The organism is Rhizobium sp. P1_B8 (genome assembly GCF_056406515.1).
The window spans coordinates 84,472-96,687 of sequence record NZ_JBFTZZ010000018.1; the positions used below are offsets into that span (position 1 = coordinate 84,472).

The following is a 12,216-nucleotide window of genomic DNA, read 5'->3' on the forward strand; positions in this document are numbered from 1 at the left end:
GCAAGAAGCGGTATTCAAGCCATGATTCCCTTGTCCGCGACTTGACGCTCCACCTGCATTTGTCGATACCGTTTGCAAACAAAGTGTGAATGGACCGATGAGTGAACAACTGCTGACCGTTGCTGACAGCTTGAGAGACAGAGCTCGCGCCGCGCTCGGTTCACGCAATCTGATCCTTGTCGGCCTGATGGGCGCCGGCAAATCCTCCGTCGGCCGCATCGTCGCCAGCCAGCTCGCCATTCCCTTCATCGACAGCGATCTGGAGATCGAGCGGGTGTCGCGCATGACGATCGCCGAGCTTTTCGCCGCCTATGGCGAGCAAGAGTTCCGGGCGTTGGAAGCGCGGGTGGTGAAGCGGCTGCTAAAGAGCGGGCCGCGTGTCGTCTCCACCGGCGGCGGCGCCTTCATCAACGACCGGACGCGCAAGCATATCAAGAAGGGCGGCCTTTCCGTCTGGCTGAAGGCCGATCTCGACGTGTTGTGGGAGCGAGTCAACAAACGCGACACGCGGCCGCTGCTGAAGACCGAAAATCCGAAGCAGACGCTCGAGGGCCTGATGAATGCGCGCTATCCGATCTATGCGCAGGCCGATATCACCGTGCTTTCGCGCGACGTGCGCAAGGAAATCATGGCCGACGAGGTCTTAAAGGCCGTGATCGAAGCTCAGAAGGAAAGTGCAGCGTCATGAATGCGATAACCTCCGCCTCCGCCATCCGAACGGTGCATGTGCCGCTCGGCGAGCGCGCCTACGACATCCTGATCGGGCCGGGGTTGATTGCGCGAGCCGGCGCCGAGATCGCCACCCGGCTCAAGGGCCGCAAGGCGGCTGTTGTCACCGACGAAAATGTCGCGCCGCTCTATCTCAAGGCCCTCGTCGCAAGTCTGGATGAAGCGGGTATCGCCTCGGCTGAGGTCGTCCTGCCGGCCGGCGAGAAGACCAAGAGCTTCGAACATCTGATCACAGCCTGCGACAAGGTGCTCGAAGCCCGCGTCGAGCGTAACGATTACGTCATCGCGCTCGGCGGCGGCGTCATCGGCGATCTTTCGGGATTTGCGGCCGGCATCGTCCGCCGCGGCGTGCGCTTCGTCCAGGTGCCGACTTCGCTGTTGTCGCAGGTCGATTCCTCCGTCGGCGGCAAGACCGGCATCAATTCCCGCCATGGCAAGAATCTGATCGGTGTCTTCCATCAGCCGGACCTGGTTCTGGCCGATACAGATGTGCTGAATTCGCTGAGCGCGCGCGAATTCCGCGCAGGTTACGCCGAGGTCGCGAAATACGGGCTGATCGACAAGCCGGATTTCTTTGCCTGGCTGGAAGCGAACTGGAAGGCGGTTTTTACCGGCGGCTCCGCGCGCATCGAGGCGATTGCCGCGAGCTGCCAGGCGAAGGCCGATGTCGTCGTCGCCGACGAGCGCGAGAACGGTCAGCGGGCGCTGCTCAATCTCGGCCATACCTTCGGTCATGCGCTGGAAGCGGCGACCGCCTATGACAGCTCCCGCCTCGTGCATGGCGAGGGCGTTTCGATCGGCATGGTGCTGGCGCATGAATTCTCCGCACGGATGAACCTTGCAAGCCCCGACGATGCGCGGCGCGTCGAGCGGCATCTGAAGGAGGTCGGCCTGCCGACCCGCATGTCCGATATTCCAGGCGACCTGCCGCCGGCCGAAACGTTGATGGACGCGATCGCCCAGGACAAGAAGGTCAAGAGCGGCAAGCTCACCTTCATCCTGACGCGCGGCGTCGGTCAGTCCTTCGTCGCCGACGATGTTCCGGCGTCCGAAGTGATCAGCTTTCTCCGGGAAAAACACGCCTGATGTCGATCGAAGGCGCTCTGGCATTTCTCGAGACATACTGGCCGGAGATCCTTTCGATCACGGCGCTCGTGCTCATGTCCGCCTTCTTTTCCGGCTCCGAGACCGCGCTGACCGCCGTTTCGCGCAGCCGTATCCATACACTCGAAGTCAACGGCGACGAACGCGCCGGCCTCGTCCGGCAGTTGATCGAGCGGCGCGACCGGCTGATCGGCGCGCTGCTCATCGGCAACAATCTCGCCAACATCCTGTCCTCCTCGATCGCCACCAGCCTCTTTCTCGGGCTGTTCGGCAGTTCCGGCGTGGCGTTGGCGACACTCGCGATGACCGTCATCCTGGTTATCTTCGCGGAGGTGCTGCCGAAGAGCTGGGCGATTTCGGCGCCTGAGCGCTTCGCTCTCGCCATCGCGCTGCCGGCCAAGCTCTTCGTCACCGTCGTCGGCCCGGTTTCCTCCTTCGTCAATGCGATCGTGCGGCAGATTCTTTCGCTGTTCGGCATCAATCTGTCACGAGAGACATCGATGCTGACGGCGCATGAGGAGCTGCGTGGCGCCGTCGACCTGCTGCACCGCGAGGGATCGGTGGTGAAGGCCGACCGCGACCGCCTCGGCGGCGTGCTCGATCTCAGCGAACTCGAACTGTCCGACATCATGGTCCACCGCACCGCCATGCGGGCGATCAACGCCGACGATCCGCCGGAAGCGGTGGTGCGCGTCATCCTCGAAAGTCCCTATACGCGCATGCCGCTGTGGCGCGGCACGATCGACAACATCATCGGTGTCGTCCACGCCAAGGATCTGCTGCGGGCGCTTGCCGAGCCGAACATGGAGCCGCAGAACCTCGATATCGTGAAGATCGCGCAGAAGCCGTGGTTCGTGCCCGACAGCACCAACCTCGAGGATCAGCTCAACGCCTTCCTGCGCCGAAAGCAGCATTTCGCCGTCGTCGTCGATGAATATGGCGAAGTGCAGGGCATCGTCACGCTGGAGGATATTCTCGAGGAAATCGTCGGCGACATTTCCGACGAGCACGATATCGAGATACAGGGCGTGCGTCAGGAGGCCGATGGTTCCGTCGTCGTCGACGGCGGCGTGCCGATCCGCGACCTGAACCGCGCGCTCGACTGGAGCCTGCCCGACGAGGAGGCGACGACGATTGCCGGCCTCGTCATCCATGAATCGATGACCATCCCGGAAGAGCGCCAAGCCTTCACCTTCTACGGCAAGCGTTTTATCGTCATGAAACGGGAGAAGAACCGCATCACCAAGCTGCGCATCCGTCCCGCCGGGGAAGACGGCACAAAGCCCACCTGATCCCAGTCATCAAATTGCTACAGCGTGTAGCGCGTCTGAAAAGGCGCGCGGCACTGTAGGATTGCGGGCCGCCAATGCCCATATAGGCTTTGGCGCCGCTACCAGCGGGTCGGTTCGCCGGGTGCTGCCGGTTCGACGGCCAGCGCATGCAGGCCGGCATCGAGCTCCGGTTTCAACAGGTCGGTGATTGCCCGGTGGCGCGCCAGCCGCGACATGCCGGCGAATTTTCCGGAAACGATCCTCACCCGCATATGGGTTTCGCCGGTGCCGGTGATATCAGGCTGGTGGCCGGCATGCAGATGGCTTTCGTCGATGACGCTTACGCGTTCGGGCGCGAAGGCTTCGACAAGTTTTTCTTCGATGCGGGTTCGCAGGGTCATCATCCGGTCTTGCTGGTTCGCGAAAAGGGTACCTACCAAGCCAGCAACATTCCCGTTTGTCAATTCTTGTTGTCGCTTCGCGACAGCCCCATAATTAGCGCCGTCATGAGACTTGATTCCAAATATTTCGATCGCATCCGAACACGCCGCAAACGCGAGCAGGAGACAGAGCAGGCGCCGCCTACCTGTCAGTGGGACGGCTGCGACAAGAAGGGGGCGCATCGCGCTCCCGTCGGCCGCAATGCGGAAGGCCAGTTCTTTTTGTTCTGCTTCGAGCACGTCAAGGAATACAACAAGGGCTACAATTATTTCTCCGGTCTTTCGGACGGCGAGATCGCGCGATACCAGAAAGAGGCGATCACCGGCCACCGGCCGACATGGACGGTCGGCGTCAACAAGGCGGCGAAGGACAGTCCGCTGCATTCGGAGGTGCGCTCCGGCGCCTATACGCGTGTTCGCGATCCCTTCGGCTTCGTCAAGGAAGGCGGCAAGGGCAGCGGGCCGCGTTTCCCCCAGGCGCGCAAGCTGAAATCGCTCGAAACCAAGGCCTTCGAAACGATGGGCCTCGACGCCAATGCGACATCGGCGGAGATCAAGAGCCGCTACAAGGAACTGGTGAAGAAACACCATCCGGATGCCAATGGCGGCGACCGCGGCTCGGAGGAGCGTTTCCGCGCCGTCATCCAGGCCTATCAATTGTTGAAGCAGAACGGTTTTTGTTAATTCCCGTCCTTGCTCTTGGGCTTCAATCGGGTATGGTCCAAATCGGCTGAGGCCGCAGGCAAACGCGGCTCATATTTGTGCGTTTTCCCGACATCGCCTCCGCCGACCTTCCGGACGCGGCGTTTCTTGTCCGGGACTCTTTCAAGAATGCTCGCACGCGGTCATTATCCCGCCGAGGTTTCGTTTCAGTCCCGGAGAAGCATCGCCGACGTTCCGACCTGGACGGGCGCGGAATAAAAAACGCGGCGTCACGGTTGCGACATGGCCTGAGATAGTATGGCCGGGTGGCATCACCCGCCTTGGAGACATGATGAGCAAGATCGACCTTGATATATCCGAACTGCCCGATACCACCGTTTCGGTCCGCGAGACCTTCGGCATCGATTCCGATATCCGAGTTCCCGCCTACAGCAAGGGCGACGCCTATGTGCCGGACCTCGATACCGACTACCTGTTCGACCGCGACACGACGCTCGCCATTCTCGCCGGCTTCGCCCATAACCGCCGCGTGATGATCTCCGGCTATCACGGCACGGGCAAGTCCTCGCATATCGAGCAGGTGGCGGCGCGGCTCAACTGGCCTTGCGTGCGCATCAACCTCGACAGCCATGTCAGCCGTATCGATCTCGTCGGCAAGGATGCAATCGTCGTCAAGGACGGGCTGCAGATCACCGAGTTCAAGGATGGCATCCTGCCCTGGGCCTACCAGCACAATGTGGCGCTCGTTTTCGACGAATATGATGCCGGCCGCCCCGATGTGATGTTCGTCATCCAGCGCGTGCTCGAATCCTCCGGCCGCCTGACGCTGCTCGACCAGAGCCGCGTCATTCGGCCGCACCCGGCCTTCCGTCTGTTTGCGACTGCGAACACGATCGGCCTCGGCGACACGACCGGCCTCTATCACGGCACGCAGCAGATCAACCAGGCGCAGATGGACCGCTGGTCGATCGTCACCACGCTGAACTACCTGCCGCATGATCACGAAGTGAATATCGTCGCCGCCAAGGTGAAGAGCTTCGGCAGTGACAAGAACGGCCGCGAGACGGTTTCGAAGATGGTGCGCGTCGCCGACTTGACGCGCGCGGCCTTCATGAACGGTGATCTGTCCACAGTCATGAGCCCGCGCACGGTCATCACCTGGGCCGAAAACGCCGAGATCTTCGGCGATCTCGCCTTCGCCTTCCGCGTCACCTTCCTCAACAAGTGCGACGAGCTGGAACGCCCGTTGGTCGCCGAGCACTATCAGCGCGCCTTCGGCGTCGAGCTGAAGGAAAGTGCCGCCAACATCGTTCTCGGGGCTTGAGACCGACCGATCATGGCAGCTCGCGGTGACAATTCGAAAGCAAAACCCGGCGCGCCTGTCGACGTCGAGCCATTGCGCCGGGCGATAACCGGCTGCGTGCGCTCGATCGCCGGCGACGGCGATGTCGAGGTGACCTTCGCCAATGAACGGCCGGGGATGACCGGCGAGCGCATTCGGCTGCCGGAACTTTCCAAGCGGCCGACGGCGCATGAGCTGGCGGTCACCCGCGGGCTCGGCGATTCGATGGCGCTGCGCCTCGCCTGCCATGACGAGAAGGTGCATGCGACGATGGCGCCGCAGGGCTCGGACGCCCGGGCGATCTTCGATGTGGTCGAGCAGGCGCGCGTCGAATCGATCGGCGCGCTGCGCATGGAGGGCATGGCGTCGAACCTGCGCTCCATGACGGAAGAGAAATACTCCAAGGCGAATTTCACCGGCATCGAGCGCCAGGAAGACGCACCGGTCGGCGAAGCCGTTGCGATGATGGTGCGCGAGAAGCTGACCGGCCAGCGCCCGCCCGGCTCCGCCGGCAAGGTGCTGGACCTCTGGCGTGACTTTATCGAGGACAAGGCAGGGCCTGAACTCGACAACCTGTCGAGCGCGATCAACGACCAGCAAGCCTTTGCCAAGGTCATCCGCAACATGCTGTCGGCCATGGAAATGGCCGAGGAATACGGCGACGACGACAGCGATGCCGACAATGACGATCAGTCGGAGCAGGAAGACCAGTCGAGCGGCGACGAGCAGGACCAGGACGAGGTCGACGAGGATGCCGGCACGGATGCCGCCCCTGTCGAGGACAGCGAGGTTGCCGACGAGCAGATGGAGGACGGCGAGACCGAAGGCGCCGAAATCTCCGATGACGACATGATGGAAGAGGGCGAGGACGATTCGGAAACGCCGGGCGAGACCCGCCGTCCAAACACGCCTTTCGCCGATTTCAACGAAAAGGTCGATTATCACGTCTTTACCGAAGAGTTCGACGAGATCATCACCGCCGAGGAACTCTGCGACGCCGCCGAACTGGAGCGCCTGCGCGCCTTTCTCGACAAGCAGCTGGCGCATCTGCAAGGTGCGGTCGGCCGTCTCGCCAACCGGCTGCAGCGTCGCCTGATGGCGCAGCAGAATCGCTCCTGGGATTTCGACCTGGAAGAGGGTTATCTCGATCCGGCCCGGCTGCAGCGCATCATCATCGACCCGATGCAGGCGCTTTCCTTCAAGATGGAGCGCGACACCCAGTTCCGCGACACCGTCGTCACCCTGCTCATCGACAATTCCGGCTCGATGCGCGGCCGGCCGATCACGGTTGCCGCCACCTGCGCCGATATTCTCGCCCGCACGCTGGAGCGCTGCGGCGTCAAGGTCGAGATCCTGGGCTTTACGACCAAAGCCTGGAAGGGCGGGCAGGCGCGTGAGAGCTGGCTCGCCGGCGGCAAGCCGCAGACGCCGGGCCGCCTCAACGACTTGCGCCATATTATCTACAAGTCGGCCGACGCGCCGTGGCGGCGCGCGCGCGCCAATCTCGGGCTAATGATGCGCGAGGGCCTGCTCAAGGAAAATATCGACGGCGAGGCGCTGATCTGGGCGCATAATCGCCTGCTCGCGCGCCGCGAGCAGCGCCGCATCCTGATGATGATCTCGGACGGGGCGCCGGTCGACGATTCGACGCTGTCGGTCAATCCGGGCAATTATCTGGAGCGGCACCTGCGTGCCGTCATCGAACAGATCGAGACGCGCTCGCCTGTCGAGTTGCTGGCGATCGGCATCGGTCACGACGTGACGCGCTATTATCGCCGCGCCGTGACGATCGTCGATGCGGATGAGCTTGCCGGTGCGATGACCGAGCAGCTTGCTTCGCTGTTCGAAGACCAATCCGTCCAGCCGCGCGGCGGCCGGCTACGCCGTGCCGGCTGACGCGGCTCAAAGGAAATGCCTGGCATGACGCTCAAGCGCCTCTGCCATACGGCGTCGATTGTTCTTTGTCTCGCGTCAGGCGCTTTCCCGTCGTTGGCCGGCGACGACGTGCCGGTCATTAGCCGGCAAATCTCCGATTTCAGGATCGGCTCTTCGGAGACGAAATTTGGATCGCTGGAATTTGTCGGCGGGCTGGAGATGGTCTCCAGCAGAGCGCTGTTCGGCTCGCTCTCATCCATTCGTTTCCGGCAGGACCAAAAAAATTTCGTCGTCGTGCTCGATACCGGCCAGTGGCTGACCGGCAGCATCGAACGTGACGTCAAGGGCAGGCTTTCCGGCCTTTCGGATGTCGAGATCACGCCGATGAAGAACAGCGCCGGGCGCAGCTTCGAGGGCAAGGGGCATATGGATGCCGAGGGCCTGACGCTCGATGGCGACCGGATCCTGGTTTCCTTCGAGCAGGATCATCGCGTCGATGTCTATCCGGATCCCGGCTTTGCCGATTCGGGCGCGATCGCCACTTTGCCGATCCTCATCCCGCGGAAGATGCTGAGCGACAATCGCGGCATCGAGACCATCACCGTGGCGCCGGCATCGAGCCCGCTTAGGGGCGGCGTGGTCATCGTCTCCGAACGTGGTCTCGACAATGACGGCAACCGGTTGGCGGCCATTCTCAGCGGGCCGCTGAAAGGGCGTTTCGCGGTTAAGCGGGACGGCAGCTTCGACATCACTGACGGCGCCTTCCTGCCGAACGGTGACCTGCTGCTGCTGGAGCGTCGCTTCAACATGGCCGAAGGCATCGGCATGCGTCTTCGGCGCATCAGGGGCGCCGATATCAGGCCTGGCGCCGTCATTGAGGGCGAATTGCTGCTGGAAGGCAATTTCAACTCGCAGATCGACAATATGGAAGGGCTCGATGCTTTCCAGGCTGCGGACGGCGCGACTCATATCATTCTGGTCTCGGACGACAATCATTCGATCCTGCAGCGCAATCTGATGCTGGAATTCCGGCTTTCGGAAGAGGCCGCGTGGGCAGCGCCGAGTTCCCAGAAGCGGAATTGATCCAAGCCATCGACCCGAAAATCGGAATCGATTTTCGGAAAGTACGATGCCTGGATTCACGTCAGACCGATGTCCTATGCCTCGGCTATCCCGCCGCAATCGGCCGGCTGCGGCATCGGGAAGCAGTCTTCGGAGGGAGATTCATGGTGCATATCCACGTCATGGGCGCGTCCGGTTCCGGCACGACATCGCTCGGCCGCGCGCTTGCCGAAAGGCTCGATATCGCCCATCTCGACACCGACGATTTCTTCTGGATGCCGACCGATCCGCCGTTCACGACGCCGAGGAATGCCGACGAGCGCATCCGGCTTCCGCTCGAGGAAGCGGCGCGGCATGACGGCTGGGTCCTCTCCGGATCCGCGCTGAAATGGGTTGGGCCGCTGGAGCCGCTTTACGATCTGATCGTATTCCTCAGGATCGAGCCGGAGCTGCGGATGGCGCGCATCCGCGCGCGGGAGATTGCCCGATATGGAAACAGGATCGGGCCTGGTGGCGACATGGCCGCAAAAAGCGGGGAATTCCTCGAATGGGCGGCCAGTTATGACACAGCCGGCCCCGAACGCCGCAGCCTTGCGGCGCATGAACAATGGCTGGAAACGCAGACGTCGCCGGTGTTGCGGCTCGATTCATCGCTTGGTATCGACGATCTGGTGGCGGAGGTGCTGCTGCATCCTGCCATCGCCACCGGTGCAGTCCGGCGGCGTCCGTAATCTAAATTAGCTGGCGCGAGCGGCCTGCATCGGCCGCAGCACGTTCATCAGCGCACCATAGGGCAGCAGCATGACGAGGCCGACGATCATCTTTACGGCGAAATCGCCGATCGCCCAGGAAATCCAGCGTGGTGCCTCCGTGGCGAAGACGCCGAGGATAGGGGCTGCTTCCAGAGCGAAGGGATCGTTCGGGCCGAGGAGGACGAAAAACGCGGCGAAGGACAACGAGAAGAACATCACCGTATCGAGCGCCGAGCCGATCAGCGAGCCGACCAGCGGGGCGCGCCACCAGGCCTGGCGGCGGAGGCGGTTGAAGACGGCGATATCGAGCAGCTGGCCGGCGAGATAGGCCGAGCCGGAAGCGATGGCGATGCGCGGCACCGAGGTGAAGAAGGAGAGCGTTACGCCGACGACGAAGCCGGCAAAGACGACCTTGCGGGCTGCCTGCGGGCCGAACTGGCGGTTGGTCAGATCGGTGATCAGGAAGGCGATCGGATAGGAGAAGGCGCCCCAGGTCAGGATGTCGGCAAGGTTGATGCCGGCGACTTCGGCGTTCAGCGGAAACTGGACGAGGAAGTTGGAGGCGACGACGACGAGCGTCATCAGCGCGACATAGGCGATGGTATAGCGGGTCTTCAGCATTTTTTTATCCTGGGTGATGCCACCAGTTGGAGGAGCAAACCGGCAAAGCAAAAGGCTTGTCCGGTATTATCCGTTCAAGCCTTTTGAAGCCGTATGAAAGAAGGGCAGAAGCTTACGCAGCAGCGGCTTCGGCGGTCTTCTTGGCGATCTGACGGCGCAGCAGGCGCGCGCGCATCGACAGTTCGTTCTCGCTAGCCTTCAGCAGGAAGGCATCGAGGCCGCCACGATGCTCGACGGAGCGAAGAGCGGCAGCCGAAACGCGAAGACGATAACGCTGGTTGAGAGCGTCGGAAATCAGCGTTACCTGGCACAGGTTCGGCAGGAACCGGCGCTTGGTCTTGTTGTTGGCATGGCTGACATTGTTACCAGTCAGGACGGCCTTGCCGGTCAATTCGCACACGCGGGACATGGAACACCTATTCTTGTTTTTCTCGGGCCATCGAATTGCCATTCCCGGCAAAGCCAGGCGCGCAATCCAACGGGCATGATTGGAAAGTTGCGGTTCTATAGTCAGACAGGCCGCGCGCGTCAAGCCAAACCTTGGCCTTTCCCGCAATTCTGTCAAAAAGCTGCTGTTTTCTTCCCTTCACGGCAGGAGTATAGAGCGCTCAGCAAGGGCCTGCCAGCGCGCAGCAAGACAAGGCTTTTTTCCATGGCTCATTCGGGCAGACGGATTTTCATTTCGGCCATCGCCGCACTTCTTGCCATACCGGCATCGGCGGCCGAAATCCAGCATCGGACGGAATACCGTGTGGCGCTTGCCGGCCTGCCGATCGCGCGCGCGGCGTTCCTGACGCAGATCGAGGACGATCACAGCTACAAGATCGCCGGCGACATCAATTCCTCCGGTCTTGCCGATCTCATCACGACGATTTCGGCGAAGACCAGCGTCACAGGTGTCGTACGCAATGACAGGCTGCAGGCGCTGAAGTACTCACTCTACTACAAGAGCGGCAAGAGGAAGGCCCGCGTCTACGAGGTCAGTTACCGCAACGGTAACATCATCTCGGCGACGACGACACCGATGCCGAAGCGTCCGAAGAACTGGATCGACGTCACGCCGCGCGACATGCGCTCGGTGCTCGATCCGATCTCCGGCCTGGTCTTCACCGGCGATACCAAGGTCTGCTCGCAGACGCTGCCGATCTTCGACGGCGAGACACGCATGGATCTGGTGCTGTCGCCAAAGGGCGACGAGGATTTTTCCACCAATGGCTTCAAGGGCAAGGCTGTTGTCTGCGGCGTGCGCTTCGTGCCGCGCTCGGGCTACAAGAAGGGCCGCAAGGACATCGACTATCTGAGCAAGAGCGACCGCATGGAAATCTGGTTTGCCAAGTCGGACGCGGCAAATGTATACGCTCCTGTCTATGTGCGCATTCCAACCGAATATGGAATGGTGACGATCACTGCCGTCAAATACGGCAGCAACAGCTGACGGGGCTTCTGTCTCCGTGAAGGGGGGACAGGTGAAGCTTCGCGCGACGTTGATCGGTTTTACGGCCATCCTGATGTGGTCGTTCCTGGCGCTGTTGACGGCTGCCTCCGGCAAGATGCCGCCGTTCCAACTTTCAACCATCTGCTTTGCGATCGGCAGCATTCCCGGCCTCGTCGTGCTTATCCTCAACCCCGCGCGGCTGGCGCTGCTGAAGCAGCCGGCCAAGGTCTGGGTGACAGGTATTTCAGGGCTTTTCGGGTATCATTTCCTCTACTTCACTGCGCTCCGGAACGCTCCGGCGGTGGAGGCGGGGCTGGTCGCCTATCTCTGGCCGCTGTTGATCGTCGTCGGTTCGGCGCTGCTGCCGGGCGAACGGCTGCGCTGGTATCACCTGGCGGGTGCGCTTGCCGGGCTTTGCGGCACCTTCCTGATCGTCGGCCGCAACGGCATCGATTTCGACGGCGCCTATGCCGTCGGTTACGGCGCGGCCTTTCTCAGCGCTTTCACGTGGTCCGGCTATTCGCTGCTGACGCGCCGTTTCGACGCCGTCTCCACGGATGTCGTCACCGGCTTCTGCCTTGCGACCTCCATGCTGTCGCTCTTCTGCCATCTCGGCCTGGAGACGACCGTCTGGCCGGAAACCGGCTTCGAATGGGTCGCCGTCATCGGGCTCGGCCTCTTTCCGGTCGGGGCGGCCTTCTATGTCTGGGATTACGGCGTCAAGAACGGCGACATCCAGATCCTCGGCGCGGCAAGTTACGCAGCACCGCTGCTTTCGACGCTTATTCTGGTGCTGTTCGGATTTGCCGAGCCGAGCTGGCGCATTGCCTTGGCTTGCCTGCTGGTGACCGGCGGGGCGGTGCTGGCTGCCCAGGAGATGTTTCGCCGTAAAATTCCGGCACAGTCCGCGGCCGCGGAATAG

General features: G+C 62.1%; 13 protein-coding genes. 10 read left to right on the top strand and 3 right to left on the bottom strand.

From position 1 onward, the window contains the following. The first annotated feature begins 97 nt into the window (after window positions 1-97). Genes AC1D2N_RS22125 through AC1D2N_RS22135 form a run of 3 tightly spaced genes read left to right on the top strand, consistent with a single transcriptional unit; the run spans window position 98 to window position 3,125 of the window. A complete protein-coding gene (locus tag AC1D2N_RS22125) occupies window positions 98-688 on the top strand; it encodes a shikimate kinase (RefSeq protein WP_018243808.1) in 591 nt (196 codons plus the stop codon). Further along, on the top strand, window positions 685-1,815 hold the full coding sequence (gene aroB / locus AC1D2N_RS22130) for a 3-dehydroquinate synthase (RefSeq protein WP_018448123.1): 1,131 nt from the start codon (window positions 685-687) through the stop codon (window positions 1,813-1,815). The genes AC1D2N_RS22125 and aroB overlap by 4 nt, the downstream gene beginning before the upstream one ends. Then, on the top strand, window positions 1,815-3,125 hold the full coding sequence (locus tag AC1D2N_RS22135) for an HlyC/CorC family transporter (RefSeq protein WP_047620352.1): 1,311 nt from the start codon (window positions 1,815-1,817) through the stop codon (window positions 3,123-3,125). Before aroB ends, AC1D2N_RS22135 begins: the two co-directional genes overlap by 1 nt. 98 nt (window positions 3,126-3,223) lie before the next feature. Here the strand turns inward: AC1D2N_RS22135 and AC1D2N_RS22140 are convergent, their stop codons facing one another. Then, window positions 3,224-3,508 (bottom strand): BolA family protein, encoded by a 285-nt coding sequence (locus AC1D2N_RS22140; protein ID WP_018243805.1) that lies wholly within the window; start codon window positions 3,506-3,508, stop codon window positions 3,224-3,226. A 102-nt stretch (window positions 3,509-3,610) separates the two neighbouring features. Between AC1D2N_RS22140 and AC1D2N_RS22145 the strand changes: the two genes are divergently transcribed. From AC1D2N_RS22145 to AC1D2N_RS22165, 5 genes are all read left to right on the top strand, one after another. After that, window positions 3,611-4,228 (top strand): J domain-containing protein, encoded by a 618-nt coding sequence (locus tag AC1D2N_RS22145; protein WP_018243804.1) that lies wholly within the window; start codon window positions 3,611-3,613, stop codon window positions 4,226-4,228. Between the two features lie 310 nt (window positions 4,229-4,538). Next, on the top strand, window positions 4,539-5,531 hold the full coding sequence (gene cobS, locus AC1D2N_RS22150; protein ID WP_018243803.1) for a cobaltochelatase subunit CobS: 993 nt from the start codon (window positions 4,539-4,541) through the stop codon (window positions 5,529-5,531). 12 nt (window positions 5,532-5,543) lie between these two features. Continuing rightward, the gene (gene cobT / locus AC1D2N_RS22155; RefSeq protein WP_112905400.1) at window positions 5,544-7,445 is read left to right on the top strand and encodes a cobaltochelatase subunit CobT; all 1,902 of its coding nucleotides are present in this window, start codon (window positions 5,544-5,546) and stop codon (window positions 7,443-7,445) included. A 24-nt stretch (window positions 7,446-7,469) separates the two neighbouring features. After that, a complete protein-coding gene (locus tag AC1D2N_RS22160; RefSeq protein ID WP_130653180.1) occupies window positions 7,470-8,507 on the top strand; it encodes an esterase-like activity of phytase family protein in 1,038 nt (345 codons plus the stop codon). 143 nt (window positions 8,508-8,650) lie between these two features. After that, window positions 8,651-9,217 (top strand): ATP-binding protein, encoded by a 567-nt coding sequence (locus tag AC1D2N_RS22165; protein WP_130653179.1) that lies wholly within the window; start codon window positions 8,651-8,653, stop codon window positions 9,215-9,217. Between the two features lie 6 nt (window positions 9,218-9,223). Here the strand turns inward: AC1D2N_RS22165 and AC1D2N_RS22170 are convergent, their stop codons facing one another. Both AC1D2N_RS22170 and rpmB read right to left on the bottom strand, forming a co-directional pair. Then, window positions 9,224-9,859 carry a VUT family protein gene (locus AC1D2N_RS22170; RefSeq protein WP_047620355.1) on the bottom strand — a complete coding sequence of 212 codons (636 nt, stop codon included), beginning with the start codon at window positions 9,857-9,859 and terminating at the stop codon, window positions 9,224-9,226. A 112-nt stretch (window positions 9,860-9,971) separates the two neighbouring features. Then, complete coding sequence (gene rpmB / locus AC1D2N_RS22175) at window positions 9,972-10,268, bottom strand: 50S ribosomal protein L28 (protein WP_018243798.1); 297 nt, start codon at window positions 10,266-10,268, stop codon at window positions 9,972-9,974. A 243-nt stretch (window positions 10,269-10,511) separates the two neighbouring features. Between rpmB and AC1D2N_RS22180 the strand changes: the two genes are divergently transcribed. Both AC1D2N_RS22180 and yddG read left to right on the top strand, forming a co-directional pair. After that, window positions 10,512-11,294: a DUF3108 domain-containing protein gene (locus AC1D2N_RS22180; RefSeq protein ID WP_018448115.1), complete on the top strand. Its 783-nt coding sequence runs from the start codon at window positions 10,512-10,514 to the stop codon at window positions 11,292-11,294. Between the two features lie 31 nt (window positions 11,295-11,325). Beyond that, window positions 11,326-12,216: an aromatic amino acid exporter YddG gene (yddG, locus tag AC1D2N_RS22185; protein WP_130653178.1), complete on the top strand. Its 891-nt coding sequence runs from the start codon at window positions 11,326-11,328 to the stop codon at window positions 12,214-12,216.

What these genes read in the sequence shown, in the direction of transcription:
- AC1D2N_RS22145 (WP_018243804.1), top strand. Translation starts at nt 3,611, where the DNA reads ATGAGACTTGATTCCAAATATTTCGATCGCATCCGAACACGCCGCAAA.
- AC1D2N_RS22165 (WP_130653179.1), top strand. Translation starts at nt 8,651, where the DNA reads ATGGTGCATATCCACGTCATGGGCGCGTCCGGTTCCGGCACGACATCG.
- AC1D2N_RS22180 (WP_018448115.1), top strand. Translation starts at nt 10,512, where the DNA reads ATGGCTCATTCGGGCAGACGGATTTTCATTTCGGCCATCGCCGCACTT.
- AC1D2N_RS22160 (WP_130653180.1), top strand. Translation starts at nt 7,470, where the DNA reads ATGACGCTCAAGCGCCTCTGCCATACGGCGTCGATTGTTCTTTGTCTC.
- cobT (WP_112905400.1), top strand. Translation starts at nt 5,544, where the DNA reads ATGGCAGCTCGCGGTGACAATTCGAAAGCAAAACCCGGCGCGCCTGTC.
- aroB (WP_018448123.1), top strand. Translation starts at nt 685, where the DNA reads ATGAATGCGATAACCTCCGCCTCCGCCATCCGAACGGTGCATGTGCCG.
- AC1D2N_RS22170 (WP_047620355.1), bottom strand. Translation starts at nt 9,859, where the DNA reads ATGCTGAAGACCCGCTATACCATCGCCTATGTCGCGCTGATGACGCTC.
- cobS (WP_018243803.1), top strand. Translation starts at nt 4,539, where the DNA reads ATGAGCAAGATCGACCTTGATATATCCGAACTGCCCGATACCACCGTT.
- AC1D2N_RS22135 (WP_047620352.1), top strand. Translation starts at nt 1,815, where the DNA reads ATGTCGATCGAAGGCGCTCTGGCATTTCTCGAGACATACTGGCCGGAG.
- AC1D2N_RS22140 (WP_018243805.1), bottom strand. Translation starts at nt 3,508, where the DNA reads ATGATGACCCTGCGAACCCGCATCGAAGAAAAACTTGTCGAAGCCTTC.
- AC1D2N_RS22125 (WP_018243808.1), top strand. Translation starts at nt 98, where the DNA reads ATGAGTGAACAACTGCTGACCGTTGCTGACAGCTTGAGAGACAGAGCT.
- rpmB (WP_018243798.1), bottom strand. Translation starts at nt 10,268, where the DNA reads ATGTCCCGCGTGTGCGAATTGACCGGCAAGGCCGTCCTGACTGGTAAC.